Below are 26,126 nucleotides of genomic sequence, written 5' to 3'. Positions count from 1 at the left end.
CATGGACATCCAAGGACAAGCCGCCATCGTGACCGGCGGCGCATCGGGCCTCGGTGAAGCCACCGCCCGCGAACTCGCCCGTCTGGGCGCCAAGGTCGCCGTGCTCGACCGCAATGCCGAGCTGGCCGAGAAGGTCGCGGCCGATATTGGTGGCGTGGCGTGCGCCTGCGACATCACCGACGCAGCCAGCGTCACCGCTGCGCTGGAGAAGGCCGCTGCCGCCCACGGCCCCGCGCGCATCCTCATGAACGTGGCTGGCATCGGCAGCGCCAAGCGCATCGTGCAGCGCGACGGCAGCGCCGCGCCGCTGGAGGACTTCACGCGCGTGGTGACCATCAACCTGATCGGCAGCTACAACGTGAGCCGCCTGTTCGCCGCCGCCTGCGCCAAGCTGGATGCATTGCAGAGCGGCGAGCGCGGCGTGATGATGTTCACCGCCTCGGCCGCTGCCTTCGACGGCCAGGTGGGCCAGCAGGCCTACAGCGCCTCCAAGGGCGGCCTGGTGGGCATGACGCTGCCCATGGCGCGCGACCTGGCGCAGCACGGCATCCGCGTATGCACCGTGGCGCCGGGCCTGTTCGCCACGCCGCTGATGAAAGAGCTGCCCGAGGCCGTGCAGCAGTCGCTGGCCGCGAGCATCCCCTTCCCGCCGCGCCTGGGCAAGCCCGAAGAGTTTGCCGAGCTGGCCTGCCACATCGTGACCAACGGGCACCTCAACGGCGAAGTCATTCGCCTGGATGGCGCCCTGCGCATGGCACCACGATGAGAAGCCCCCTGCGCCGCTTCGCGTCATCCCCCCGGGGGGACGCCACCGGTGGCCTGGCCAAGCCAGTTCCACGGTGGCGCTGGCGTGCGCAGCGCCAGTTTTGTGCGCCACGGGAGGCGCAGCACAGCCGATAACAAGAGGGTGTGCAAACACCCCAGTTGCTTTTTGAGATTTCCGTCAGATACACACCAGGAGACAAACCATGACCACCACACGCCGTCAATTCGTTCAGGCCCTTGGCGCCAGCGCCGCGCTGGGCGCCCTGCATCCCTTCGCCGCCCATGCGCAGGTCGAGCAGGTCAAGGTCTACTTCGGCTTTCCGGCCGGCAGCTCGGGCGACACCGTCGCGCGCCGCGTGGCCGAGAAGTGGGGCGGCACCGCGTTCAGCAAGAACGCCGGCGTGGTGGAGAACAAGCCCGGCGCAGGCGGCCGCATTGCACTTGAGACACTGAAGGCAGCGCCTGCCGACGGCTCGGTGCTGGCCGTGGCGCAGGTGTCGGCCCTGGCCAACTACCCGCACATCTACAGCAAGATGAACTACACCGACAAGGACTTCGCGCCCGTGTCGATCGCCGCGGTGATGCACCACGGCCTGGCCGTGGGCCCCATGGTGCCGGCCAGCGTGAAGACGGTGAAGGATTTCCTGGCCTGGGCCAAGGCCAACCCCAAGGACGCCAGCTACGGCTCGCCCGGCGCGGGCTCCACGCCCCACTTCCTGGGCGCGCTCTTGGGCATCAACAGCGGCGTGGACCTGCGCCACGTGCCCTACCGTGGCTCCATCCCCGGTGTGACGGACGTGGTGGGCGGGCAGGTCGCCGCCATGGTCACGCCGCATGGCGACTTCATTGCCAACTACAAGGCCGGCAAGATCCGCATCCTGGCCACTTCGGGCCCGAAGCGCTCCATCTACGTGCCGGATGTGCCGACGTTTGCCGAACAGGGCTTCCCTGAGCTGACCACCGAAGAATGGTTTGGCTTCTATGCGCCTGCTGCGACACCCAAGCCCGTGATCGCCGCCGCCAACGCCGCCATCAACGCGGCGCTGAAGGAAAAGTCGGTCATCGACAGCCTGGCCATCGTGGGCCTGATGCCCCACGGCTCCACCCCCGAAGAGCAAGCCCGCTGGCAAAAGGCCGAGTACGACACCTGGGGTCCGCTGATCAAGAAGATCGGCTTCACCGCGGATTCTTGAGTTCCCCCTGAGCGGCTTCGCCGCTTCCCCCTGAGGGAGACGCCACCCGTGGCCTGGCAAAGCCAGTTCCACGGTGGCGCTCGCCTGGGCCGCGCCCGTTTTCAAGGTTTCCAGCAAAAAGAGCCGCCAGCGCTTATCCATAGAGCGCAACAAGCTATCAAATAGTGAGCAAACCATGCCAGCACGCCAGGCCCTTGCCGACATCCAGCATCTGCTGACCCATGTGCTGCAGGCGCCCAGCCGCTGGCAGGCACTGCCACCGTTTTCCGACATCGACGGCGAGCTGGCCGCGCAGGTGCTCGACGAAGCCGCCAAGTTTGTCGACAACGCCGTGGCCCCGCTGCAGCGCATGGGCGACGAGGAGGGTTGCCGCTTCGACGCAGGCCAGGTGCACACGCCCGCAGGGTTCCGCGATGCGTACCAGGCCTTCTGGCAGGCGGGCTGGCCCTCGCTCTCGTGTGCGCCTGAGGATGGCGGCCAGGGCCTGCCGGCGGTGCTCGAATGTGTGCTGTTTGAGTGGCTGGCCGGTGCCAACCACGGCTGGACCATGGCGCCGGGCCTGCTGCATGGCGCCTATGAGTGCATCAAACACCACGCCAGCGACGCACTCAAGGCGCAGTATCTGGAAAAGATCGCCACCGGCGAATGGCTGGCCACCATGTGCCTCACCGAAGCCCACGCGGGCAGCGACCTGGGGCTGGTGCGCACACGCGGCGTGCCGCAGCCCGACGGCAGTGCACGCGTGAACGGCAGCAAGATTTTTATCTCCGGCGGCGAACACGACCTGACCGACAACATCGTGCACCTGGTGCTGGCGCGCTTGCCCGACGCACCGGCGGGCCCCAAGGGGCTGTCGCTGTTCCTGGTGCCCAAGGTCTTGCCGGACGGAAAGCGCAATGCCGTGGTGTGCGAGCGCATCGAAGAAAAGATGGGCCTGCACGGCAGCCCCACCTGCGTGATGCGCTTTGACGACGCCACCGGCTGGCTGGTGGGCGAGCCGAACAAGGGCCTCAACGCCATGTTCGTGATGATGAATGCGGCGCGCCTGCACGTGGGCCTGCAGGGCATCGGCCTGCTCGAAGCCGCCTGGCAAAAGGCCAGCGCCTATGCGGCCGAGCGCCGCCAGATGCGCGCGCCCGGCGCCGCCGACACCAGCCTCATCCAGGACCACCCGGCCATCCGCCGCATCCTGCACACGCAGCGCGCCTGGATCGACGGCGGGCGCGTGCTGGCCTACCACACGGCATTGCAGCTTGACGTGGCCAAACACCACCCCGATGCGGGCGAGCGCGCCGCGGCCCAGCGCTGGTGCGCGCTGGTCACGCCCGTTCTCAAGGCGGCACTCACCGACCAAGGCTTCCACGGCGCCAGCGCCTGCCTGCAGGTGTTTGGCGGCCACGGCTACGTGCGCGAATGGGGCATCGAGCAGATCGTGCGCGACGCGCGCGTGGCCATGATCTACGAGGGCACGAACGAGATCCAGGCCATCGACCTGCTGGTGCGCAAGGTGCTGGCCGACGGTGGCCAGGGCCTGACGGCGCTGTTGGCATCGCTGCCCGGCCCCACACCCTCCCCCGCCGCTGGTGCGCGCCGCCACGCGCTGATCGAGATCACGCAGACGCTGGCAATTGCCGCGCAGTCCGAGCCCGAGCTGCCCTACTGGGTGGCCGACGATTACCTGCGCGCCGTGGCGCTGGTGCTGCTGGACTGGGCCTGGGGCCAGATCCGCGCGGCCAGCCAAGGCGAGCGTGGGAGCGAGCCCACCGGTTCCTCCGAGCGCGGGAACGAGCCAGCGCACAACCCCGAACGCTGGAGCGCACCCGCCCAGGCCCTCACCCAGTGGGTGCTGCCCGAGTTCGACATGCGCGCCGCCATCCTGCGCCAGCGCATCGCGCAGTCCCTCGAAATCAAGACCAAATTGGCCGCCATCGCTTGATGGAAGAGCGTTAACAGCTACTCAATTTGTAGCAATCGCTTCTCTTGCCACACCAATCCCTGCTGCGCGTTGAGGCCGCGCTGCGGGTTTCCTTGGGCCTCAGATCACGGAGACAACAGCATGAATATCAAGAAAAGAAGAATGCGCATCCACCCCCTCGCCCTGTCGGTCCTGCCAGCAGCTCTGCTGATCGGATGCGGAGGGGGATCGTCGGACGCGGGGTTGCCGCAACTAAGCGCGGCCACACCGGGCACGCTGGCCACTTGCGCGGACCTGGCCAGCAAGTTCACCCACCCCAACACACTGATCAGCCTGGCTGAACCGGTGGCTGCGGGTGCGCTGACGCGGGGCGATGCCCCCATGCCCGCCCACTGCCTGGTGCGCGGCGAGATGTTCGCCAGAACCAGCCCCCAGGACGGCCAGCGCTATGCCATCGGTTTTGAGATGCGCATGCCGCTGGCCTGGAATGGCCGGTTCTTCTATCAGGCCAACGGCGGCTCCGACGGCGTGCTTTGGCCTGCGATCGGCTCCCAGACCGGGCCGCAGCCCACCGTGGCGCTGCAGCAGGGCTTCGCCGTGATCAGCTCCGACGCCGGCCACACCGGGCAGGGCAACATGGCTTTCGGCATTGATGCCCAGGCACGGCTGGACTATGGCTACCAGACGGTGGCCAAGCTGACCCCCATGGCCAAGGACCTGATTGCATCGGCCTACGGACGCAAACCCGACCGCTCCTATATCGGTGGCTGCTCCAATGCCGGCCGCCACACCTTTGTAGCCATGACCCGCATGCCGGGTGAATACGACGGCTACCTGGCCGGTGCCCCTGGCTACCGCCTCCCGCTGGCCGCCATCGCCAACCAGTTCGGCGCCAAGCAGTACGCGACCATCGCAACCGACCCGGCGGACCTGTCCACCGCGTTCACGAGCACCGAGCGGGCCATGGTCTCTGCCAAGGTGCTTGAAAAGTGCGATGCGCTGGACGGGGTGAAAGACGGCATCGTGCAAGACACCGCCGCCTGCCAGGCCAGCTTTGACTTCCAGCGCGATATCCCGTCGTGCTCCGGCGCGCGGGACGGCAGCTGCCTGACGCCCGCCCAGAAGACGGCGATTGCGCCCATCTTCTCGGGTGCCGTGGACAGCAAGGGCAACAAGTTCTACGCGAGCTTCCCGTTCGACACCGGCCACAACGCCGCGGACTCGGCATTCTGGGAGTTCTTTGTTTCCACCAACATCGACCCCGCAATGACGGCCATGACCTGGGGCTCGCCGCCGGTGTCCCCCACGGGCTTCAGCGCCCCGGCGTTTGCATTGGGCACGCCCATCGACACCATGCTCGCATCGGTCAACGCCACCAGCGGCGTGTACACCGAGTCGGGGCTGAGCTTCATGCAGCCTGTGAACCCGACCCAGCTGTCCACGCTCAAGCAACGCGGCGCCAAGGTGATGGTCTACCACGGCGTGAGCGACCCGATCTTCTCGGCCAACGACACGGCCAGCTGGTATGACGGCCTGCGCAACAACAACAGCGGCGACGCATCGAACTTCGCGCGGTACTACCCCGTCCCCGGCATGTCGCACTGCGGCATGGGCCCAGCCACCGACCAGTTCGATATGCTGACCTCGCTGGTCAACTGGGTGGAAAAAGGCCAGGCTCCCGAGAGTGTGGTCGCCGGGGTGAGAGCCGCAGGCAATGTGGCTGGCGCCAACCCCGACCTGCCCGCAAGCTGGTCTGCCACCCGCACCCGCCCGCTGTGCGCCTACCCCAAGGTCGCGCGCTACAACGGCACGGGTGACATCGAAAGCGCCAGCAGCTTCAGCTGCAAATAGGGCAAGTGCGGGAAGGGCCATGGCCACCGTTCGGCCAGGGCCCTTCCCTCCCGGTCGCCCCCGTGCCACCATGGCGCGGCAGCCCCCACAACCCCCAGGAGACCACCGCATGAACACCCGCCTCCCCATGCGCCCCCGCGCTCTGGCCCCCTCTTTCACATCTTCCGCCTCTGCAGCCACGGCAGCCCTGGCCGCCGCCGCCGCGCTGCTGGCGGGCTGCAGCACCGCGCCCCGCGCCAACGTACCGCAACTGGCCGCCGCAACGCCCGCCAGCTTGCAGTCCTGCACCACGCTGGCCACCAGCCTGGCCCTGGCCGACACACGCATCACCTCCGCCGAGCAGGTGCCGGAAGGCCCCCTGACCCTGCAGGGCGTGGCCACCCAGGCCCCCGCGCACTGCCTCGTCAAGGGCAAGATGAAAGAGCGCACCGGCCCCGTGGATGGCGCGGCCTACGCCATCGGTTTCGAGATGCGCCTGCCCGTGGCGTGGAACGGCCGCTTTCTGCACCAGGCCAATGGCGGGCTGGACGGCAGCGTGGTGACCGCGCTGGGCTCGGTGAGCGGGGCCGCGCCAGTAGCCCCTGGCCTGGTGCAAGGCTTTGCGGTGCTCAGCTCGGACGCAGGCCATGGCGCCCCCACCCCGTTCTTCGGCCTGGACCCGCAGGCCCGGCTGGACTACGGCTACCAAGCCGTCGGCACCCTCACGCCCATGGCCAAGAACCTGATCAAGGGCGCCTACGGAAAGGCCCCGGACCGTTCGTACATCGCGGGCTGCTCCAACGGCGGGCGCCATGCCATGGTGGCCGCATCACGTTACGCCGACCAGTACGACGGCGTGCTGGCGGGCAACCCCGGCTTCAGCCTGCCCAAGGCCGCCACGGCCCAGCTGTGGAAGGCCCAGCAGTACGCCAAGGTGGCCACCAAAGATGCGAACGGCCAGCCCGACCTGACCAAGGCCGTGAGCCCCGCCGAATTCCAGCTCATCGGCCGCAAGATCGTGGAGCGCTGCGACGCACTGGACGGCGCTACCGACGGCCAGGTGAACGACGTGCAAGCCTGCCAGGCTGCCTTCAACCTGCAGCGCGATGTGCCCACCTGCACCGCAGCCAACACTGCGCGGGATGGATCGTGCATCTCTGCCGAACAAAAGAACGTGCTGGCCAGCGTCTTTGCCGGGCCCAAGAACAGCAAGGGCGAAGCCGTGTACACCGGCACCTGGTTCGACCCCGGCGTGGCAGGCAGCAACTTTGCGTTCTGGCACTTCAACGCACCCACCACGCGCGACGCGGGTGCCGTGGCCTTCCTGTTCACCACACCACCCTCCACGATGGACGCCTTCAAGGCCACCACCGGCCTGCAGTACGCGCTGAACTTCAGCCTGGAGACGGACTACCCCAAGATGTTCGCCACCACGCCGGTCTACACCGAGTCTTCATGGTCGTACATGACGCCCCCCAAAGCTGCCGACCTGGATACATTGCGCAACCGGGGCGCCAAGATGATGGTCTACCACGGCGTTGCCGACGGCGTGTTCTCGCCCATGGACACTGCCCACTGGATGGACCGCCTGCAGGCGAATTACGGCGGCAAGGCCGACGACTTTGCCCGCCTGTACCTGGTGCCCGGCATGAACCACTGCTCCGGCGGCCCCGCCACCGACCAGTTCGACATGCTGGCCCCGCTGGTGGCCTGGGTGGAACAAGGCAAGGCGCCCGACAGCGTGACGGCGAACGCGCGCGGCGCGGGGGCCAAGGTGGTCAACGCCGAGCTGCCTGCCAGCTGGTCGGCCAACCGCACCCGGCCGCTGTGCGCGTACCCCAAGGTGGCACGCTACAACGGAACGGGGGATGTGGAGAGTGCGGGCAGTTTTAGCTGCAAGTGAGGGGGGATTGAAAGCGGGAAGCCCGGCTTGTGCCGGGCTTTTTTGAGGAGAGAAGCCAATCAGAAGGCTTGGTTGCTGAGGCCGCAGACCCAATCGTTTTCGGCCCGCACAGCGCTGAAATATAAACCTTCGGTCAAATTGTCACGCCCCTCTAGAATCCCGCAACCGGGGGTAAGGAGAATCAATGGCGTACCGCAACAAGACCTACATTGCCTTCGACGGCGACAACGATATGCACTGGTACCGTCTAATGACGGCGTGGAAGGCGAACGACGGTTTCTCACTCAATTTTCATAACGCCCACGACCTGAACACAGCATGGGATTCAAGCCAGGAAGAGAGCATCAAGCGCCAGCTTCGCGAGCGCTTTGCGAATTCCAAGCTGCTCGTGGTGCTCATTGGGAACAACACCAAGTACCTGACGAAGTTCGTCAAGTGGGAAATGGAAGTTGCTTTGCGCCTCGGGCTGCCCATCATCGGAGTGAACTTAAACGGAAGCCGACAAAAGGACCACCTTTGCCCGCCCACGATCCGGGATCAACTCGCCGTCTACATCTCGTTCAACCACAACATCATCGAACACGCGATGAGCCACTGGCCCGTCGAGTTTCAGTCACTACGCGCCGCTGGCACCACAACCGGAAGCCGTTTCTACAACGATAACGTGTACAGGAGTCTTGGCCTGTGAGGTACTTCTTTGAGTCAATTAGAACCCGGGCCTACTGGCGCTACGCACTCTTCTCTGGGGAGGCCATCGGTAAGTTCTTCGCCGTCATGGGCATCTTGTACCTCTGCGTTGATTTGGCAGACGCGTTCAACATCTACAAGAAGGATCAGTACAGCTACTACGGCTTGCTTATCTTGGTTGCACTTGCGCTGCTATACGTGCTATCCACGCGCCGGCCGCTTTCGCGCGTCAGCTACAAGATTCCGCAGAAGGACTTTACGGTCGAAGTTCTGATCGGCGACCTCTTCAAAATTCCCGGCGAGGTCATCATTAGCACCAGCTCGACGTTCGACACGGACATGGCATCGGGGCTAATCGCCTCCTCAAGCCTGCAGGGTCAGTTGGCAACTCAATACTTCAATGGACAAACCACGGAGATTGATCGCCAAATAGAAGTGTCACTTGCTAGAGAGCAATTCAATATCAATGAGAAACGGCCTGGCAAGAAGAAGGAATATCCGATTGGTACAGTGGCTCGAGTGAGCGCGCACAGCAAAAACTTCTACCTTGTTGCCATGTCACACATGGAAGAAAACAAAAACGCCCAGTCAAACTTGAAGATGATTGACGAAGCGCTAGAAAAGCTGTGGGTAAACCTAGCGGCCAAGGCGGAGGTAGGTGACATCGTGATGCCCCTGATGGGCACAGGTCGCGGCCGGGTTTCCTATCCTCGTAAGAAGATGATCGAGCGCATCGCGCAGTCCTTCGCAGATGCAGCTAGCGAACGGGCATTTTCAAACAAGCTCATCATCGTGGTGCGGCCTGAGGATGCGTCTAAGTTCTCGCTGAATCTGTTCCAAGTGAGGGACTACCTGGGCCAGAGCTTGCACGCCTAGCAACCCTCGGCTTTGTTGCTCGATTCGTCACGGTCGTGAGTTCCGGCCTGGAGACGAAATCACAGAGTTCCCAGATGGTTCGTACCGGATGCTCTTCTAGTTCTAAGTGATACGGACAACGGGAAATGAGCACGCGGTTGGAATATTCGCGGTAGGCTAAATTGATTCAAATTTGTTCAAGGTACCTTATGGTGCACGTTGAGCACTGGGTACACGATCGGTTCGAGAGCGTTTTACAAGTAGGTAGAAGCCTGATACCTCGCAGACCATCGCCGGGAATCAACCACCTACTCCGACGCACCCGGCGAACGTTCAGTTGGAATTGGCGATCTGCTGGCTTCGTTCTTCGCCTTCTTCCCTTGGTCGTAATGCCACTTGATGGCGAAGAACATGCCGGTGCCAAACACGGCCACCTTGAACACAATGAAGACTATCGGGACCCAATCCATCTTTGAGATTTTCCTGGCTGTTGATTGGCACTGTCGGGTGTGAAGTGCAGTGCCTCAAAACGCTGCTTCAGCAGCTTCATCGTGTTCAAGCCATCGTCGAATCGCACATCGACAGCACTGGGCAAATGATCTGAAAACTTGGTGCGATGCTATCGGGCCTGCTGCGCGAGCGTAAGCATCAGTTCTGCCTAAATTTTGCGTAGCAGATGGAGACCGCTGCCGAACGCGACTGCCTGCACTCAACGCCGATCTGGGTACACAAAAAGGCTTGCATGAGGAAACCCCATGCAAGCCTCTGATTTGTGGCGTGCTACTGCCGAGTGCTCAGAACGGCAACCCCACATAGTTCTCCGCCAGCGACCCCAGCGCCTTCTCCGACGAGAACAGATACGCCAGGTCCGTGTCCTGCAGCTTCTGGTCGTACGCGATGGAATCCGGGAAGGTGTGCAGCATGGTCGTCATCCACCACGAGAAGCGCTGGGCCTTCCACACGCGGGCCAGGGCCTTTTCGGAGTATTTGTCGAGGCCGGTGCTGTCGCCATTTTGGTAGTGCGCCACCATGGCGTGGTACAGGTAGTAGATGTCGGATGCCGCGCTGTTCAGGCCCCGTGCGCCAGTGGGCGGCACGATGTGGGCGGCGTCGCCCGCCAGGAACAGGTTGCCGTAGCGCATGGGCTCGGCCACAAAGGAGCGCAGGGGGGCGATGGACTTCTCGATGGAGGCGCCGGTGATGAGCTTGGCGGCCACTTCGGCGGGCAGGCGGCGCTTCAGCTCGGCCCAGAAGGCTTCGTCAGACCAGTCTTCCACCGTGTCGGTCAGCGGCACCTGGATGTAGTAGCGGCTCAGCACCTGCGAGCGCAGCGAGCACAGCGCAAAGCCGCGTTCGTGCTTGGCGTAGATCAGCTCGGGCGAGACGGGCTTGGTGCGCGAGAGCACGCCCAGCCAGCCGAAGGGGTAGAGCTTTTCATACTCCTTGAGCACATCGCGCGGGATGGACTTGCGGCTCACGCCGTGAAAGCCGTCGGCGCCAATGACGAAGTCGCAATCGATGCGCACCACCTCGTCGCCATTGCGGTAGGTGACGTACGGGTTGGCGCTTTTGAGGTCGTGCGGCTGCACGTCTTCGGCGTTGTGGATGACGACGCCCTTCATGCGGTCGCGCGCTTCGTACAGGTCGCGCGTCAGCTCGGTCTGGCCGTAGACCACCACCGAGCTGCCGCCGCTGTACTTGTGCAAATCGACCCGGTCCATCTTGCCGTCGTGGGCGATGATGAAGCCGTCGTGGATCTCGCCTTCCTTGTCCATGCGCTCGCCGCACTGGGCCTCGCGCATGAGCGCGGCAAAGCCGTGCTCCAGCACGCCGGCGCGGATTCGGCCCAGCACGTATTCGCGGCTTTGGCGCTCCAGCACGATGGTGTCGATGCCCTTGAGGTGCAAGAGCTGCGAGAGCATGAGGCCCGAGGGGCCTCCGCCGATGATGCAAACCTGGGTTTTCATGGTGTCTCCTGGTGTGGTTGGTGCGTTCATGACATGGGTCAAACGGACCACCCAAAGATACGTGGCACAGTCGCCGCGTTGAATGGACGGATGGAGCCAGAACATGCACTTTTCGAACATCGGAACCATCCACTCGTACAGCCTGTTTGGCGAGTCGCAGCACCTGCCCGATGTGCTGCACTGCGAGACGATTGCCGAGCGTTCGGTGCTGCACGACTGGGAGCTGGCCCCGCACCGGCACACACGGCTGCACCAGGTGCTGCTGATCACCTCGGGCGGGGGCGTGGCGCACCTGGACGGCGAGCGGATCCAGCTGTTTGCGGGGGCGCTCATTAACGTGCCGCAGGGACATGTGCACGCATTCCGCTTTACGCAGCACACGCAGGGCTGGGTGGCCACGCTGGCGGATGAATTGATGGACGAGATTTTTGTGCGCGTGGGCGATGTGCGGCGCGACCTGGCGCGGCCCGCCGTGGTCACCGCCAACCCACCCATCAGCCAGGCCATGGCGCAGATCTGGCAGGAGTTCTCGGGCCGCGCCAAGGCGCGTGCGCTGGTGCTGCGGGGCCTGAGCGCCACGCTGCTGGGCTGGGTGGCCCGCGCGATGGAAGACCACAGCCCGGGCGACGCGGCAGCACCAGAGTCCAGCCTGGTGCTGCGGCTGGAGGCGCTGATCGAGGCGCATTTTCTGGAGCACTGGCAGGTGGCGGACTATGCGCGGGCGCTGGCCGTTTCGCCCACGCACCTGAGCCGTGTGGCGCGCGCTGCCACGGGCGTGTCGGCCCAGCGACTGGTGGAGGCGCGCCTGATGCGCGAGGCGCGGCGCAACCTGGCCTACACCCACCTGGGCGTGGCCACCATTGCCTACACGCTGGGCTATGCCGACCCGGCGTACTTCACACGCGCATTCACGCGCGATGCAGGCTTGTCGCCCCGCAGCTTCCGGGCGCAGGTGGCGGCGTCGAGGCCCGGCCGCAGCGCGTGACCCCGATGACACGCTGCTGACACTCCGCTGTCAGTAGCCCCCGCACACCATCGAGGCTTCTTTCTTTCACACACAAGGAGCCTCCATGAAAAACGCCATCGCCTGGTTTGAAATCCCCACCACCCAACTCGACCGCGCCCAGGCCTTCTATGAAACCGTGCTGGGCCAGCCCATGCGCCGCGAGAACATGGGCCCGAGCGAAGGCGCCGTGTTTGCCTACGACGGCGCTGCAGACGGCGTGGGCGGCGCGCTGATGATGGGCCCTACGGCACCGCAGGTATCGGGCAGCGGCACACTGGTGTACCTGGATGCCTCGCCCTCGCTCGACGCCGCGCTGGAGCGCGCCGTAGCCCAGGGCGGCCAGGTAGCCCTGCCCCGCCAGGCCCTGCCGCCGGGCATGGGGTTTTTTGCACACATCCACGACCTGGATGGCAACCGCGTGGGTTTGCACGCACTTTCTTGAAGAAGGGACAACCGCATGGAAACACAGGAACTGCACCGAGGCCGCCTGATTGACCACATCCAGCTCGTCGTGCGCGACCTAGCGGCCAGCCAGGCGTTTTACACAGCCGCGCTCGGGGCCCTGAAGGTGCCGATGGGTGGCGCGGACGAGGGCTATTTCTGGGCGGATGAGCTGTTTGTGTCGTCAGCAGACAGCCTCGCTGCGCAAGGCCACCTGACCGGCCGCACGCACCTGGCCTTCCAGGCGCAGGACCGGGCGATGGTGGATGCCTTCTACCAAGCCGCGCTGGCCCATGGCGGCACCGACAACGGCGCGCCCGGCGAACGCCCCTACCACCCTGGCTACTACGCCGCGTTTGTGCTGGACCCGGACGGGAACAACATCGAGGCCGTGTTCCACGGTGACGCGCGGCGCAGTGCTGCGTCGGTGAAGATCACGTTTTGAGGAGATCGGTCAGCCCGCTTCCGGCCGGGCCAGGCCGCGCAGCGGGATGGGCGTGGAGAACACGATGGATGTGCGCGTTTCTCCATAGCCATTGATGTCCGCCAGAAAACGCTCCAGGTCCGACAGATCCCGCGCGACCACCTGCAGCACATACGAATCGTTGCCACTGACATGGTGGCACTCCAGCACCCGCGCTGACTGGCGCAGCTTGTCGATCAGCGCCTTCTTGCCGGGCTGCGGCACGTTGATGCCCACCACGGCGCGCACGCCGTAGCCGACCTGGGCGGGGTCGATGTCGGCGTGCACGCCACGCACCACCCCGGCTTCCTGCAGACGCCGCAGGCGCTCCAGCGTGGCGGGCACCGACAGCCCTACCGTGTGCGCCAGGTCTTTGAGGGAGATACGCCCATCGGCCTGCAACGCGGTGATGAGCCGCCAAGCCTTGTCATCGACTTCCATAAAAGCCTTTATCGGTAGAAGCGGAAGAAATCGAAATCAAAATTCAACAATACCTAATTTTCTGCATTCTCCATCGCAAACCACCGCCCTAGCATTGGTGCATGGACTTCGCCTCACTCACCCTGTTTCTCCAAGCCGCCATCATTGGCGTCCTCATCGCGGCGCCCGTTGGCCCCATCGGCCTGCTGACGATGCAGCGCACCCTGGAGCGAGGCCTGGCGGCCGGGCTGGCCACGGGCCTGGGCGCCGCTGCCGCAGACGCGGTGTACGGCGCCATCGGCGCCTTCAGCATGCGCTGGCTGATCGACCTGCTCGCCAGCGCCAAGACACCGCTCGCGCTCGGCGGCGGCGCGTTGCTGCTGGTGCTGGCCTGGCGCACCTGGCATGCGCCGGTGGCCCACACCGCTGCACCGGCGCGCGATGCGCGCGGCCTGCTGGGCCTGGCTTCGGGCACCTTCGCGTTGACGCTGGCCAACCCGGCCACCATCGTTTCTTTCATCGCGGTGTTTGGGTCACTGGGCGGTGGCCAGCAAGCCATGCCGTCCCCGCTGTGGATGGTGGCGGGCGTTCTGGCGGGCTCGGCAGCGTGGTGGCTGCTGCTGACTGGCGCGATTGCGTACCAGCGGCGGCGCTTCACGCCAACCTGGCGCCAGCGCATCAACCAGGCCTCGGCACTGCTGCTGGGCGGGTTTGCGCTGTGGCAATGGGTACAGCTCGTCTAAGAGCGTGTTTACGATCTCGCAGCCAACGAGGTAATGCTGCAAAGGTACTGACACTGCGCTGTCAGCAGCGCACCCGCACCATCACGGCTTCTTTCCCCTCAAGGAGCTTTCCATGACCGACGCCTTGCTTCAGCAAGCCCTGTGGCGGGACGCCGAGCCCATGTCCACGGCACTGGCCCCCTTCGTGACAGAAACCCCCGCGGCCCCACCACGCCGCAACTGGATTGCGGTGGCCAGTGCCCAGCATGCTCGCCGCGGATGTGCTGCGCCAGGCGCAGGCTACATGCAGGTGTGCCATGGCAAGGCCGCGCCGCTCAAGCGCATCCAGCCGGGAGACCGCGTGGCCTACTACTCGCCCACGGTCACCATGGGTGGCAAGGACCGGCTGCAGGCATTTGTCTCCATCGGCATTGTTCTGGCTGGCGATCCGTATGCGTTTGACATGGGCGGCGGGTTTGTGCCGTTTCGCAAGGACGTGGCCTATGTGCCTGCGCGGGAGGCTGCGATTGCGCCGCTGCTGGACGACTTCGAGTTTGTGGACGACCGCACGCATTGGGGCGGAAAGTTCCGCTTTGGGCTGTTTGCCGTCAGCGACCACGACATGCGCCTCATCGCGCAGGCGATGGGGGCAGACGCCACATTGCTCCATTGGACATAGCCGCGCGCTACCGGGCGGCAAACACTGACCGGCCTACAGAGGCGCCACATGGGGGCTGGCACCTGCCGAGGCAACACAGGCGGTACAACAAGACGGGACAACGCCGCCAGGGGAGTTTTGTGAGCCGCGCTAACACACGGCCATCAACGCATCCACAATTCTTCGTTGGGCCGCGCTCAGGGCGGCATAGCCTTCGCGCATCATGCGCAGCACGATCGCGTGGATTTCCAGTTCACCAGTAGGCATGGTCTGCTCCTTGGAGGAAAGTCTTCGGCCACCGCGCAGGCAGGCCGACGGATCACAGTGCATGTTGCAGGCCCGCAGACCCACAAGCACCCGGGCCTGCCCCGCCATGGACCAAGCCCTCACGCCACTGTGCCGAGGTAGCAGCACTGGCGGTAGCGCGATAAAAGGGGAAGTTCGCGGCTTTTTTCAGACGCCGCCCCGTGGCTGGTGCGCACCCTACATCGCCACCCGGGGGGCGCAAACACGCTCTACGGCGCAGTGGCACCCGGCACGTAAGCATCCACGATCGAGGGCTCCCGGTCTCCAGGGGCAGTGCGGGCCAGTTTGGACCATGACCAGGTTTCAACATCGGGCGCGTCGTAGGTACCGTAGGACTGGCCACCCCATGAGAAGTAAGAGCCCTTGTTCCCCGTGGAGACGGTGCGGGTGCCCACAGCCAGCGCACCATCCTTCAGCAGCGCAAGGCGAAAACCCTGGAGAACGCCCGTGCCCCCAGCATCCTTGCCCTCGGGGATGTCCTGGGGAACCACGTCGAGCATGCCGGAGGTGCAACGCGTCTGCGCGCCGCCGTAGGTGACCAGGCTCCATCGGCGAGTAAGGGAGGAGCGTATGTTGCGTGCGCGGTTGATGGTGCGCGTGCGCATGGTCATCTCCCCACCCGCCTGCTGCACCCATATCTGCATCTCGGGCCCATTGACATAAAAGGGCAGCCCGCCCTGCTCCCAGCGGCGGTTGGACGGCCTGTTGCCATGCACGCCGCTGGCATCGACTGGAGGCCAGGCGTACACCCCTTGCAGGGGCGGGCAGCCGAACCAGCTGCTCTGCACGGGGCCAAACGCCTTGGGCGGCTTGGGTGACCCCTGCAATTCAGGCCCGCAAGCCGATAGCGCCACACAACACAGTGCCAGCACAGCCACCAGGCGCGCGTGGCATACACGCGGGTGCCCGGTGCGGGGGCCACCGTACGATGGCGGAGGGAAGGCTGGGGTCATGGTCGCAGGTCTGCCGTGGTGGCCCGATTGTCGTGCCGAACGCTGCCTTTTTCGCACTCTGTTTTTGATAGCCTCCCGCGCTTATCCAGCATGCGCCAGGGCCCAAAATCTCATCAGGGATGCGTAGGCCCCGCCCGCACACGCACCAACGCCTCGGGCACATCGCGCCACGCCGGGCGGCCGGGGGCGTAGCGCTGGCGCATGTAGCCTGCCAACTCGGCGATTTGCGCATCGCTGAGCGCGTGGCCAAACGCGGGCATGAAACCGATGTCGCGCGTGGCGGGCTCGCGGATGCCGTGCACGATGACCTGCAGCAGGTTGTCGGGCCGGTCGCTGTGCAGGTTGCTGTTGAGCGCCAGGGGCACGTTCACGCCCAGCAGGCGCGGGCCGTCGCCGTCGTGGTGGCAGGCGGCGCAGGCGCCGTCGAACAGGCGCTGGGCCTGGCCGGGTTGCGGGGCCAGCGCGGCAGCCTGGGCCACGGCGGTTTGTGCCTGCATCTGGGGGTCGGCCGCTGGCTCAGTGGCGGTGAACGAGGCGAGGTAGCCCGCCATGGCGCGGATGTCGTCGTCGGGCAGGTGCGCCAGTTCGCGCACCACGGGTGCCATGGGGCCGGAGGCGCTGCCGTGCTGCGGGCTGTGGCCGTGGCGCAGGTAGCCATACAGCGCATCGGCCGTCCAGGGCACGGGCGTTTTCGCCAAGCCGGTGAGCGCAGGCGCTTCCCAGCCATCGACCATGGCGCCGGACAGGAAGGCCGCCCCGCCCAGCTCGGCCCCCAGCGCATTGCGCGGCGTGTGGCAGGCGTCGCAGTGGCCCACGCCCTGCACCAGGTAGGCGCCCCGGTTCCATTCGGGCGGGCGCGTGGGGTCGGGCTTGAACGGGGTGGCGTCGTGGAACAGCGCATTCCAGCCCGCCATCAGCGGACGCACGCTGAACGGAAAGGTCAACTCGGTCTTCGGCACCTCGGCCCGCACGGCGGGCTGCGCCATGAGGTAGGCGTACAGCGCGGTGAGGTCGTCGTCGCTCATCTTGGCGAACGACGTGTAGGGGAACGCGGGGTACAGGTGCTTGCCGTCGCGCGAAATGCCTTCGCGCATGGCGCGCTGGAAGGCGCTGAAGGACCACTGGCCGATGCCGGTCTCGGCGTCGGGCGTGAGGTTGGTGGTGATGACCTTGCCAAAGGGGGTATCCATGGCACGGCCACCCGTGTTGGGCGTGCCGCCTGGGGCGGTGTGGCACACCACACAGTCGCCTGCAGCAGCCAGCAACCGGCCCCGCTCGATGGTGGCTGCGTTGTAGACCGAGGCACCTGCCGTCTGCACCACGGGAGCGATGGACGGGCGCCAGCCCAGCAGTGCCGCGCCCATGGCCAGGCCACCGGCGGCCAAGGCCAATGCTCGTGCCCAGGGGCTGCGTTGGCGCGGCCACGTGGCGCTGGTGGGCGCGGCGGGCGCGGCAAGCTCCAATGTGGGCAACACCTCGGCGGATTCTGCGGGTTGGCTACCGCCCGCAGCAGCTTCGCCCGCACCACCGGGCAGGGGATTGAGCCCGGCGCGCACCACCTCGGGGGTGAACGGCGGCGCCCGAAACCGCACGCCCGTGGCGTCGAAGATCGCGTTGGCGATCGCCGCCGTGCCGGGCACCGACGACGACTCGCCCGAGCCCAACGGCGCCTCGTCCTGCCGTGGCATATGCATGACCTCGATGACAGGCACTTCGCGGAAGCTCAGGATCGGGTAGCTGCCCCATTCGCGGTTGTCCACGGCCTGCTTGATCGGCTCGAACGTCACCTGCTCCTTGAGAGCCCGGCTGGTGGTCTGCAACACATTGCCATGTACCTGCTGCTCCACGCCCGCGGGGTTCACCATCAGGCCCGCGTCGTGCCCCACGACCACGCGGCGCACATACACCTCGCCGGTCTTCTTGTTGACCTCCACATCGGCCACCCAAGCCGCCCAGGCTGCGCCAAAGCCGGGCCACTTGCTGTGGATGTAGCGCGCGTAGGCAAAGCCCTGGCCCTGCACCCAGTCACCGTCCAATTCCCGCTGCAGCGGGCCGGTGCGGCGCACCCAGCCGGCTTTTTCTGCCGTGGCCTGCACCAGTTCTGCGGCGCGCGGGTCGTTGAGCAGTTGCAGGCGGAAAACGACTGGGTCCACCCCGGCGGCCGTGGCCAATTCGTCCACATAGGATTCGTGCGCAAACGAATTGGGCAGCGCCGACACCCCACGCAACCACGAGGCACGCACGATGGGTGCCATATCGTTCACGGCAACGCGCAGGTTGTCGTAGCTGTACGGCGGGCGGGCGGTGCGGTCGCCCATCTCATAGGCCTGGGCCACAGGCTCGATGGTGCGCGTAAGCAGCAGGGCCAGCGTAGGGGCGCCGTTCGACGGATACGAGGTCTCGAAGTCGTACGCCGCCACCGAGCCATCGGCGTTGAGCCCGCCGCGCACCTGCATGAGCTGCGCCGTGCCCTTGGGCTCCCACAAATGCTCCTGCTCGCGCGTGAGCTGTACCCGCACCGGGGCGCCCACCGCGCGCGACAGCAGCGCGGCGTCTGCGGCCACGTCATCCGCGCCGTTGCGTCCATAACAACCGGCGGCCTCCATGCGGATCAGGTCGATGTCCACATCGGCCAGCCCCATCAGACGCGCCAGGTCGGCGCGCAGCACGTGCGGGTTCTGCGTACCGGCCCACACGGTCATGCGCGGGCGGCCTGCGTTGTCGCCGCTGCGCCACTCGGCCACCGCGCAGGACGGGCCGATGGAGGCGTGCATCTGGTACGGCCACACGTAGGTGCGCGGCATCGGCTGATCGGCAGCGGCCAGGGCGGCATCGACATCGCCCTCGTCCACCAGGCGGCGCTGGGTGGCAGGGTTGGCGCGAATGGCCTGCTCCAGCGCCTCGGTGCTGTCCTGGCGCGGGAAGCCGGGCCAGTCCTTCCATTGCACACTCAGCTCGCGCAGGGCCTGCTCGGCCTGTTCCTCGCGCTCGGCGACGATGCCGACGAAGTCGCGGATCACCACCACGGCGCGTATGCCGGGGATGTGTGCGATGGACGACCGGTCCACCGATTCCAGCGTGTTGCCGATGAAATCGCCGTGGTCGGCCCCCGCATACGGCGGGCGCACCACACGGCCATGCAGCATGCCGGGCACACGCATGTCGTGCACAAAAACCAGCTCGCCGCTGACCTTGGCGGGGATGTCCACGCGCGGCACGGACTGGCCGACGAGGCGATAGTCCGCCGCTGGCTTGGTGGGCGTGGTTTCGGCCAGCTCCAGCGTGGTGTGTGTGCCCGCGAGCAGCGGGCCATAGGCAACCTGGCGCGATGGATCGGCCGCAACCTGAACCACACCCGCACGCACCTGAAGTTCATCAACCTTCACACTCAGCCGCTCTGCGGCCCGCGCCAACAGCCAGTGACGCGCCTGCGCAGCGGCGGCGCGCAAAGGCTTGGCGTGGATCTGGATGGACGCACTCGCAATCGTGGCGCCCTGGTTGGGCGCACGCGTGGTGTCGCCCAGCACCATGTTGACCTTGTCGAGGGCCACGTCCAGCTCTTCGGCCACGATCTGCGCCAGCGCGGTGCGGATGCCAGTGCCCAGGTCCACGTGGCCGTTGAGCGCGGTCACGCTGCCGTCGTCCCACACGGCGATCAATATCTCCACGCCCTCGGCCGGGTTGCCCGCCACCAGGGCTGGCTGGCCCTTGACGGGCGGCGGCGTGGGCGGTGGGTTGCGCACGACCAGCAGCACGCCCTGGGCGGCATGGAAATCGGCGCGGGTGAGCGGGGTGTGGGCGCGCAGGGGCCGGGCGTTTTCGGGTGTCGCGCTCATGCCTGGGCCTCGCGCATCAGCACGGCCGCGCGCAGCACGGCACGGATGATTTCGACATGGGTGCCACAGCGGCACAGGTTGCCCGACAGCTCTCGACGCACGGCGGCTTCATCGGGGTCGGGGTTTCGCTCCAGCAAGGCCACGGCCATCATCACCATTCCATTCAGGCAATAGCCACACTGAGCCGCCTGCGCATCCACAAAAGCCTGCTGCACCGGGTGCAGGCCGTTGCCGTTGCCGTTGCCGTTGCCGCAGCGTGCAGGCAGGCCCTCCAGCGTGGTCACCTCGCGGCCTGCCACGCCCTGCGCCGGGATCACGCAGGCCCGCGCGGCAATCCCATCCACCAGCACCGTGCAGGCACCACACTGCCCCAGGCCGCAGCCGTATTTGGGGCCGTTGAGCGACAGGTCGTTGCGCAGCACGTGCAGCAGCGTGGCGCTGGCCGAGGTTTTCGGCGGAAGAACACAAGGCTGGCCATTGACGACCACGGTGTGAGGCGAAGCGGGCGCGTGCATGTCTCTTTGGGGTGTCCTCAGCGTCGGAGCGACCCGGTGCGCGTGTACATCTCCAGGTCCACGAAGTTGGAGCCATTGTGGTTGTTGGGCCCATATTGCAGCGGAAAGTCACCGATCTTGGTCGTGCCCATGTCTTCCATGGCCTTGATGAAACCCTCGCGCGTGAGGTTGCGGCCCACGCGTTTGAGGCCCTCCACAAAAACGCGCGCAGCGATGTAGCCCTCCAGCATGGTGTAGCTGTCGATCTTCTCGCCCGCGTCGGTGCGGTCCTTGCGGTAGTCCACCACGATGGGCAGGCGACTGGCCTGCGGCGAGGGGACGATACTGGCCGTGACCAGCCCCTCCAGGCCACCGTTCAGGCGCTGGGCCGAGCCCGGGGCGTCGGTGATGCCAACCGAAATGGTGTACAGCGGTGCAGCGCTGCCACTGGCGCGGTAGTCGCGCAGAAACACCTCCACCATCTTGCCGGCCATGATCATCACCACGGCACCGGGCTGCGCCTTGGTGAGGGCCGCCGACTGGGCTTTGGCGTCGGTGGCAGCAATCTCCATGGGCACGGTCTCCACCACCTTGACCTTCAGCCCTTGCGCAATTTGCAGGCAGGTGTCGAGGTTGGATTTGCCGAACGCGCTGTTCTGATAGATGACGGCAATGTTATTGATGCCAAGGGTGGCCAGGTGCCCCACGATTTTGCGCAGCTCGGTTTCGTAGCTGGCGCGCACATGGAACAGGTAGCGGTTGTGGTTGGTGCGAAACGAGGTGGTGCCCACCAGTGGCGCAAACATGGGCACGCCCGCCTTCTCGGCAATGGGCATGGCGGCGATCAGATTGCCCGTGGCCACATAGCCGATCAGGGCAAAAACCTTGTCTTCATCAATGAGGCGCGTGGTGTTCTCCGCGGTTTTCTTGGGGTCGTAGGCATCGTCGTGGGAGACGAGTTCCAGCGAACGCCCCTGCACACCGCCGGTCTTGTTGACCTTGTCAAAGTAGAGCGCAATGCCCGCCTTGTAGTCCACCCCGAAATCCTTGGCAGGCCCCGTGAAAACGGCCGACTGCCCCACCTTGATGCGGGTGTCCGTCACCCCGGTCTCGGCGGCGGCCGGGCCAGCCACTGCCAGAGCAGCGGCGGCCAGGGTTGTCAGCACCACCCGGCGGTCGATGCCCCTGTCATCCATCCCACGACATTTCATGAAACGCTCCTTACATCAAAGGCGCAAGTTTCCCTGCAAGCGGAGCGGGTGTGCAACCATTTCTGCGGGGTGTTGTGAATCTGTCAAACCCTGGTACCGCCGCACCAGAGCAGTGCGCCATCAGGCGATATCGATGTCGCTGGACTGAATGCGCTTGACGCCTTTGGCCTTCATGTTTTTCCAGGCAACGTCCAGCGAGCCATTGAGGTCAATGGCCCGGCAGGCATCTTCGACCACATAAGTCTCGAAGCCCAGACGTTTTGCGTCGAGCGCCGTCCAGGCCACGCAGAAGTCGGTGGCCAGGCCGGTGACAAACACCGTCTTGATGCCACGCTGCTTCAGGTAACCCGCCAGGCCTGTGGAGGTTTTGCGGTCGGCCTCTTCAAACGCCGAATAGCTGTCCACATGCTGGTGAAAGCCCTTGCGCAGAATCACCTGCGCCTGGGGCACCTTGAGGTCTTTGTGCAGGGCGGCATCGTCGGTGCCCTGCACACAATGGTCGGGCCACAGCACCTGCTGGCCGTAACTGAGCTTGGCGGTCTCGAACGGCTTCTTGCCCGCATGGGTGCTGGCAAACGAGGCGTGGCCCTGGGTGTGCCAGTCCTGTGTGACCACCACGTTTTCAAACGCCGTGGCAATGCGGTTGATGACCGGCACCACTTCGTCGCCCTTGGCCACCGGCAGGGTTCCGCCGGGGACGAAGCAGTTCTGCACATCGACCACGATGAGCGCCGCTCGCTCACCGGGCTTGATCTTGCCCGCCGCCCAGGTGGCGGGGAAACTGGCTCCGGCCACGGTGAATGCGGCCGATTGAAGAAGAAAGCGACGACGCAGGGCTGTTTGCATGGTGAACACTCCGGTTGGGAACGCACTGACACATTGGCCACGGCCCGGTAGGGCCAGGCCCGGGAACGTCTTCAAACACTGAGGTAGGCCCGCCGAACTTCCTCGTTGGCGGCCAAATCGGCCATCGTGGCCTGATAGCGGATCTGCCCCTTCTCCAGCACATAGGCGCGGTCGGACACCAGCTCCGCAAAGTGCATGTTCTGCTCGGACAGCAGAATGCTCACGCCCTGCTCTTTCAGCTCCAGGATCATGTGTGCCATCTGCTCCACGATGACGGGCGCCACGCCTTCGGAAGGCTCGTCCAGCAGCACCAGGTACGGATTGCCCATGAGCGTGCGCGCCACGGTCAGCATCTGCTGCTCACCGCCGCTCATGCGCCCGCCGGGGCGCTGAGGCATTTCGCCCAGATTGGGGAAGAGCTTGAACAGGCGCTCGGGCGTCCACACCGGGGCTGACGTGCCATCGGGCCAAGCGCGGGCAGGCTGGCGGCCCACCTCCAGGTTTTCCATCACCGTGAGGTCGGTGAACACACGGCGGTCCTCAGGCACAAAGCCCAGGCCCAGGCGCGCGGCGTCGTGCGGGTCGCTTTTGGAGATGTCCTTGCCCATGAACTGGATGCTGCCCTTGCGCTTGGCGAGCATGCCCATCAGCGTCTTGAGCGTGGTGGATTTGCCGGCGCCGTTGCGGCCCATCAGGGCCACGACTTCGCCACGGCGCACATCCAAATCCACGTCATACAGGATTTGCGCCGCGCCGTACCAGGCTTGCAGCCCCTTGGCCTGCAGCAGCAGTTCTTTGGGTTCGTTGGTCGTCATGCTCATGCGGCCTCTGCAGCAGCGGCTGCCGTTTTCTTCTCGAAGGTCTTGCCGGTGCCGAAGTAAACCTCCTGCACCTTGGGGTGGTCGCGCAGCTCCAGCGGCTTGCCCTCGGCAATGAGCCGCCCGCGCGCCAACACGATCATGCGGTCGGCATAGGCGAACACCACGTCCATGCTGTGTTCGGTGAACAGCACGGCCATGTTGCGGTCGATCACCAGTTGCTTGGTGAGCGCCATGAGCTCATTGCGCTCCTTGGGCGCCATGCCGGCGGTGGGTTCATCCATGAGCAGCAGCTTCGGGCTGTTGGCCATGGCGATGGCCAGTTCCACCCGTTTCACATCGCCATAGGCCAGCACGCTGCAGGGACGGTCGGCTTGGGACTTCATGCCCACCTGGTCCAGCAGCGCCAGGGCTTCATCGCGCTTGTGGTCCGCGGCCTTGCGCCACATCGAGAACAAACGGCTGTCGCTGGAGATCAGTGCCATCTGCACGTTCTCCACCACCGTGAGCGAAGCAAAGGTTTCGGCGATCTGGAAGGTGCGACCCACGCCCATGCGCCAGATGTCGCGAGGCTTGCGGCCCACCAGCTCCTGGCCGTTAAGCTGGATCGAGCCCACATCGGCCGACAGCTGGCCGTTGACCATGTTGAAGGTGGTGGACTTGCCCGCGCCGTTCGGGCCGATAAGCGCCAGCAGCTCACCAGCGGCCAGCTCGAAGTGGATGCCATCCACCGCCTTGACGCCACCAAAGGATTTACCCAGGCCTGTGACTTTGAGCAAGCTCATGCCTTGCCCTCCTTCGTGTTCTTGGCTTCGCGCTGGTTGTCAAAGAGCTGCTTGATGGCGCCCGCAATGCCCTGCGGGAAGAGCAGCACCAAGATCAGGATGATGGCGCCCAGCATGGCACGCCAGTAGTCGGTATTGCGCGCCACGGTATCGTGCAGCCAGGTGAAGGTGACGGCGCCCACCACGGGGCCCGCCAGCGTCTGAATGCCACCCAGCAGCACCATCACCAGGCCATCAACCGAGCGGCCCACGTGCAGCGTCTCGGGCGAGATGCTGCCTTTGGAGAACGCGAACAGCGCGCCGCCCAGGCCGGCGAACAGGCCGGCGATCACGAAGGCCGTCCACTGCATGCGTTTCACATCGATGCCAATGGCGTCTGCACGCAGCACCGAGTCACGCCCTGCGCGCAGCGCATAACCAAAGGGCGAGAACAGCACGCGGCGCAGCAGCAGCACGCCGCCCACTACCAGGGCCAGCGTGAGGTAGTAGTAATTGCGTTTGTCCGAAAGCCACTCTGCAGGCCACACGCCCGTGAGGCCATTGCTGCCGCCCGTGAATCCATCCCATTGGTAGCAGATGGCCCAGGTGATCTGGGCAAACGCCAGCGTCAGCATGGCCAGGTAGACGCCCGACAGGCGCACACAGAACCAGCCGTAAAGCAGCGCACCCGCCGCCGCCGCCAGCGGCGCCAGCACCAGCGCCAGTTCCATGGGAATGCCCGCCGAACGCACCAGCAGCGCAGCGGCATAGGCGCCCAGGCCAAAATACGCCGCATGGCCGAACGAATGCATCCCAGCCGGGCCCATGATGAAGTGCAGGCTGGCCGCAAACAGCGCGGCGATCAGCAGGTCGATCATCAGTACCGTGAGGTACGGCGAGCCCGTGGTCAGCAACGGCAGCAGTACCAGCGCCGCCACCAGCACCGCCCCGCCGATCTTGAACCAACGCTCGGGCTCACGCAGGGGCGCTTCGGGCAGGCCGGTGTTGCGGCTCACGCCCTGTGGCTTGCCCATGAGGCCCCAGGGGCGCCAGACCAGCACCACGGCCATCACCAAAAATTCAACCACCAGCGTGAGCTTGGAGAACGACACGCTGATGCCAAAAATCTCGACGACGCCCAGCCAGATGCAGATGGCCTTGATCTCGGCGATCAACAGCGCGGCCACATACGCGCCTGGAATGGAGCCCATGCCCCCCACCACGACCACAACAAAGGCGGCGCCGATGGTGTTGAGGTCCATCTCCAGCGTGGCCGGCTCGCGCGGCAATTGCAGCGCGCCGCCCAGGCCCGCCAGCAGCGCGCCCAGCGCGAACACCGCCGTGAACAGCCAGGCCTGGTTCACGCCCAGCGCGCTGACCATCTCGCGGTCTTGCGTGGCGGCGCGCACCAGCGTGCCCCACCGCGTGCGGGTGAGCAGCAGCCACAGCAAGCCCAGAACCACCGGCCCGACAACGATCAGAAACAGGTCGTAGGACGGAAACTGCCGACCCAAGATATTGACGGAGCCCGACAACCCCGGCGCGCGCGGACCCAGCAGCTCTTCAGGCCCCCAGAACCACAGCGCGGCGTCCTTGATGACCAGCACCAGCGCAAACGTGGCCAGCAGCTGGAACAGCTCGGGCGCCTTGTAGATGCGGCGCAACAGCACCACCTCCACCAAAGCGCCCAACGCCCCCACCACGACGGCCGCCAGCAGCAGCGCAGGCCAGAAACCCAGGCCCGTGCCCAGCTTGGCCACCAGCGAATAGGCAACGTAGATGCCCACCATGAAGAACGAGCCGTGCGCAAAGTTCACGATGCGCGTGACGCCGAAGATCAGCGAGAGCCCGGCCCCCACCAGGAACAGCGAGGAAGCCCCCGCCAGTCCGTTGAGCAGCTGAACGATAAAACTCGAAAAACCCATCTCTGGTCTCCACGGCGCGAACTACGCACCGCCCACAAGCGTTGAAACTGGCGCACTCCAGACCAGGGCAGCCGAGCAAGGGCCGCCCCGCAGCGAGGGCTGCGTCCCCCTTCCCGCGCGCAGCGCGAGAGAAGGGGGAAGACGCGAA

General features: G+C 65.6%; 22 protein-coding genes. 12 read left to right on the top strand and 10 right to left on the bottom strand.

The annotated features are described in order from the left end of the window. The first annotated feature begins 1 nt into the window (after position 1). The 7 genes from ARADN35_RS0124485 (at position 2) to ARADN35_RS0124455 (ending at position 9,169) form a co-directional block, all read left to right on the top strand. The gene (locus tag ARADN35_RS0124485) at positions 2-766 is read left to right on the top strand and encodes an SDR family NAD(P)-dependent oxidoreductase (RefSeq protein WP_010466903.1); all 765 of its coding nucleotides are present in this window, start codon (positions 2-4) and stop codon (positions 764-766) included. Positions 767-968: 202 nt separating this feature from the next. Beyond that, a complete protein-coding gene (locus tag ARADN35_RS0124480) occupies positions 969-1,958 on the top strand; it encodes a Bug family tripartite tricarboxylate transporter substrate binding protein (protein WP_010466902.1) in 990 nt (329 codons plus the stop codon). 175 nt (positions 1,959-2,133) lie between these two features. Then, the gene (locus ARADN35_RS0124475; protein WP_010466901.1) at positions 2,134-3,894 is read left to right on the top strand and encodes an acyl-CoA dehydrogenase family protein; all 1,761 of its coding nucleotides are present in this window, start codon (positions 2,134-2,136) and stop codon (positions 3,892-3,894) included. Between the two features lie 120 nt (positions 3,895-4,014). Then, complete coding sequence (locus tag ARADN35_RS0124470; protein ID WP_035198716.1) at positions 4,015-5,724, top strand: tannase/feruloyl esterase family alpha/beta hydrolase; 1,710 nt, start codon at positions 4,015-4,017, stop codon at positions 5,722-5,724. 127 nt (positions 5,725-5,851) lie between these two features. Beyond that, positions 5,852-7,606, top strand: a complete 1,755-nt coding sequence (locus tag ARADN35_RS0124465; protein ID WP_373404761.1) for a tannase/feruloyl esterase family alpha/beta hydrolase — start codon at positions 5,852-5,854, stop codon at positions 7,604-7,606. Between the two features lie 184 nt (positions 7,607-7,790). Beyond that, positions 7,791-8,294 carry a TIR domain-containing protein gene (locus ARADN35_RS0124460; RefSeq protein WP_010466896.1) on the top strand — a complete coding sequence of 168 codons (504 nt, stop codon included), beginning with the start codon at positions 7,791-7,793 and terminating at the stop codon, positions 8,292-8,294. An 86-nt stretch (positions 8,295-8,380) separates the two neighbouring features. Beyond that, positions 8,381-9,169, top strand: a complete 789-nt coding sequence (locus tag ARADN35_RS0124455) for a macro domain-containing protein (protein ID WP_208856835.1) — start codon at positions 8,381-8,383, stop codon at positions 9,167-9,169. 773 nt (positions 9,170-9,942) lie between these two features. On the opposite strand, the gene pobA is transcribed toward ARADN35_RS0124455, so the two are convergent. Beyond that, positions 9,943-11,115, bottom strand: a complete 1,173-nt coding sequence (pobA, locus tag ARADN35_RS0124445) for a 4-hydroxybenzoate 3-monooxygenase (RefSeq protein ID WP_010466878.1) — start codon at positions 11,113-11,115, stop codon at positions 9,943-9,945. Positions 11,116-11,218: 103 nt separating this feature from the next. Between pobA and ARADN35_RS0124440 the strand changes: the two genes are divergently transcribed. From ARADN35_RS0124440 to ARADN35_RS0124430, 3 genes are all read left to right on the top strand, one after another. After that, positions 11,219-12,100, top strand: a complete 882-nt coding sequence (locus ARADN35_RS0124440) for a helix-turn-helix domain-containing protein (RefSeq protein ID WP_010466876.1) — start codon at positions 11,219-11,221, stop codon at positions 12,098-12,100. A gap of 85 nt (positions 12,101-12,185) precedes the next feature. Then, a complete protein-coding gene (locus ARADN35_RS0124435; RefSeq protein WP_010466874.1) occupies positions 12,186-12,563 on the top strand; it encodes a VOC family protein in 378 nt (125 codons plus the stop codon). 15 nt (positions 12,564-12,578) lie between these two features. Further along, complete coding sequence (locus tag ARADN35_RS0124430) at positions 12,579-13,007, top strand: VOC family protein (protein ID WP_010466873.1); 429 nt, start codon at positions 12,579-12,581, stop codon at positions 13,005-13,007. Between the two features lie 9 nt (positions 13,008-13,016). Here ARADN35_RS0124430 and ARADN35_RS0124425 read toward each other — a convergent pair whose 3' ends face one another. Further along, a complete protein-coding gene (locus ARADN35_RS0124425) occupies positions 13,017-13,466 on the bottom strand; it encodes an Lrp/AsnC family transcriptional regulator (protein WP_010466872.1) in 450 nt (149 codons plus the stop codon). A 101-nt stretch (positions 13,467-13,567) separates the two neighbouring features. Between ARADN35_RS0124425 and ARADN35_RS0124420 the strand changes: the two genes are divergently transcribed. Together ARADN35_RS0124420 and ARADN35_RS0124415 are read left to right on the top strand one after the other, a co-directional pair. After that, positions 13,568-14,188 (top strand): LysE family translocator, encoded by a 621-nt coding sequence (locus tag ARADN35_RS0124420; RefSeq protein WP_010466871.1) that lies wholly within the window; start codon positions 13,568-13,570, stop codon positions 14,186-14,188. A 112-nt stretch (positions 14,189-14,300) separates the two neighbouring features. After that, entirely contained in the window at positions 14,301-14,846 is a 546-nt protein-coding gene (locus ARADN35_RS0124415; protein WP_010466870.1) for an EVE domain-containing protein, read from the top strand. A 494-nt stretch (positions 14,847-15,340) separates the two neighbouring features. On the opposite strand, the gene ARADN35_RS0124405 is transcribed toward ARADN35_RS0124415, so the two are convergent. The 8 genes from ARADN35_RS0124405 to ARADN35_RS0124370 form a co-directional block, all read right to left on the bottom strand. Next, positions 15,341-16,084, bottom strand: coding sequence for a hypothetical protein (locus ARADN35_RS0124405; RefSeq protein WP_081474709.1), 744 nt, complete (start codon positions 16,082-16,084; stop codon positions 15,341-15,343). A gap of 113 nt (positions 16,085-16,197) precedes the next feature. Then, the gene (locus ARADN35_RS0124400; RefSeq protein ID WP_010466866.1) at positions 16,198-19,920 is read right to left on the bottom strand and encodes a molybdopterin cofactor-binding domain-containing protein; all 3,723 of its coding nucleotides are present in this window, start codon (positions 19,918-19,920) and stop codon (positions 16,198-16,200) included. Beyond that, a complete protein-coding gene (locus tag ARADN35_RS0124395; protein ID WP_010466864.1) occupies positions 19,917-20,435 on the bottom strand; it encodes a (2Fe-2S)-binding protein in 519 nt (172 codons plus the stop codon). Before ARADN35_RS0124395 ends, ARADN35_RS0124400 begins: the two co-directional genes overlap by 4 nt. Positions 20,436-20,452: 17 nt before the next feature. Then, positions 20,453-21,625, bottom strand: a complete 1,173-nt coding sequence (locus ARADN35_RS0124390; RefSeq protein WP_081474708.1) for an ABC transporter substrate-binding protein — start codon at positions 21,623-21,625, stop codon at positions 20,453-20,455. A 120-nt stretch (positions 21,626-21,745) separates the two neighbouring features. Next, the gene (gene pncA / locus ARADN35_RS0124385; protein WP_010466859.1) at positions 21,746-22,471 is read right to left on the bottom strand and encodes a bifunctional nicotinamidase/pyrazinamidase; all 726 of its coding nucleotides are present in this window, start codon (positions 22,469-22,471) and stop codon (positions 21,746-21,748) included. Positions 22,472-22,542: 71 nt separating this feature from the next. Beyond that, positions 22,543-23,286 (bottom strand): ABC transporter ATP-binding protein, encoded by a 744-nt coding sequence (locus ARADN35_RS0124380; RefSeq protein WP_029414377.1) that lies wholly within the window; start codon positions 23,284-23,286, stop codon positions 22,543-22,545. Positions 23,287-23,288: 2 nt separating this feature from the next. Continuing rightward, positions 23,289-24,074, bottom strand: coding sequence for an ABC transporter ATP-binding protein (locus ARADN35_RS0124375; protein WP_010466855.1), 786 nt, complete (start codon positions 24,072-24,074; stop codon positions 23,289-23,291). Next, positions 24,071-25,978, bottom strand: coding sequence for an ABC transporter permease (locus ARADN35_RS0124370; protein WP_010466854.1), 1,908 nt, complete (start codon positions 25,976-25,978; stop codon positions 24,071-24,073). The genes ARADN35_RS0124375 and ARADN35_RS0124370 overlap by 4 nt, the downstream gene beginning before the upstream one ends. Positions 25,979-26,126 lie beyond the last annotated feature (148 nt).

Origin of the sequence: Acidovorax radicis N35, assembly GCF_000204195.1 — a bacterium.
Classification (GTDB): domain Bacteria; phylum Pseudomonadota; class Gammaproteobacteria; order Burkholderiales; family Burkholderiaceae_C; genus Acidovorax; species Acidovorax radicis.
This window is presented reverse-complemented; position numbering and strand designations above follow the sequence as displayed.

Bases quoted from the DNA above. Each gene is read 5' to 3' on its own strand.
- ARADN35_RS0124420 (WP_010466871.1), top strand. From the start codon at position 13,568: ATGGACTTCGCCTCACTCACCCTGTTTCTCCAAGCCGCCATCATTGGC.
- ARADN35_RS0124460 (WP_010466896.1), top strand. From the start codon at position 7,791: ATGGCGTACCGCAACAAGACCTACATTGCCTTCGACGGCGACAACGAT.
- ARADN35_RS0124380 (WP_029414377.1), bottom strand. From the start codon at position 23,286: ATGACGACCAACGAACCCAAAGAACTGCTGCTGCAGGCCAAGGGGCTG.
- ARADN35_RS0124470 (WP_035198716.1), top strand. From the start codon at position 4,015: ATGAATATCAAGAAAAGAAGAATGCGCATCCACCCCCTCGCCCTGTCG.
- ARADN35_RS0124465 (WP_373404761.1), top strand. From the start codon at position 5,852: ATGCGCCCCCGCGCTCTGGCCCCCTCTTTCACATCTTCCGCCTCTGCA.
- ARADN35_RS0124375 (WP_010466855.1), bottom strand. From the start codon at position 24,074: ATGAGCTTGCTCAAAGTCACAGGCCTGGGTAAATCCTTTGGTGGCGTC.
- ARADN35_RS0124415 (WP_010466870.1), top strand. From the start codon at position 14,301: ATGACCGACGCCTTGCTTCAGCAAGCCCTGTGGCGGGACGCCGAGCCC.
- pncA (WP_010466859.1), bottom strand. From the start codon at position 22,471: ATGCAAACAGCCCTGCGTCGTCGCTTTCTTCTTCAATCGGCCGCATTC.
- ARADN35_RS0124390 (WP_081474708.1), bottom strand. From the start codon at position 21,625: ATGAAATGTCGTGGGATGGATGACAGGGGCATCGACCGCCGGGTGGTG.
- ARADN35_RS0124475 (WP_010466901.1), top strand. From the start codon at position 2,134: ATGCCAGCACGCCAGGCCCTTGCCGACATCCAGCATCTGCTGACCCAT.
- pobA (WP_010466878.1), bottom strand. From the start codon at position 11,115: ATGAAAACCCAGGTTTGCATCATCGGCGGAGGCCCCTCGGGCCTCATG.
- ARADN35_RS0124435 (WP_010466874.1), top strand. From the start codon at position 12,186: ATGAAAAACGCCATCGCCTGGTTTGAAATCCCCACCACCCAACTCGAC.
- ARADN35_RS0124425 (WP_010466872.1), bottom strand. From the start codon at position 13,466: ATGGAAGTCGATGACAAGGCTTGGCGGCTCATCACCGCGTTGCAGGCC.
- ARADN35_RS0124405 (WP_081474709.1), bottom strand. From the start codon at position 16,084: ATGACCCCAGCCTTCCCTCCGCCATCGTACGGTGGCCCCCGCACCGGG.
- ARADN35_RS0124430 (WP_010466873.1), top strand. From the start codon at position 12,579: ATGGAAACACAGGAACTGCACCGAGGCCGCCTGATTGACCACATCCAG.
- ARADN35_RS0124370 (WP_010466854.1), bottom strand. From the start codon at position 25,978: ATGGGTTTTTCGAGTTTTATCGTTCAGCTGCTCAACGGACTGGCGGGG.
- ARADN35_RS0124440 (WP_010466876.1), top strand. From the start codon at position 11,219: ATGCACTTTTCGAACATCGGAACCATCCACTCGTACAGCCTGTTTGGC.
- ARADN35_RS0124400 (WP_010466866.1), bottom strand. From the start codon at position 19,920: ATGAGCGCGACACCCGAAAACGCCCGGCCCCTGCGCGCCCACACCCCG.
- ARADN35_RS0124455 (WP_208856835.1), top strand. From the start codon at position 8,381: ATGGGCATCTTGTACCTCTGCGTTGATTTGGCAGACGCGTTCAACATC.
- ARADN35_RS0124485 (WP_010466903.1), top strand. From the start codon at position 2: ATGGACATCCAAGGACAAGCCGCCATCGTGACCGGCGGCGCATCGGGC.
- ARADN35_RS0124480 (WP_010466902.1), top strand. From the start codon at position 969: ATGACCACCACACGCCGTCAATTCGTTCAGGCCCTTGGCGCCAGCGCC.
- ARADN35_RS0124395 (WP_010466864.1), bottom strand. From the start codon at position 20,435: ATGCACGCGCCCGCTTCGCCTCACACCGTGGTCGTCAATGGCCAGCCT.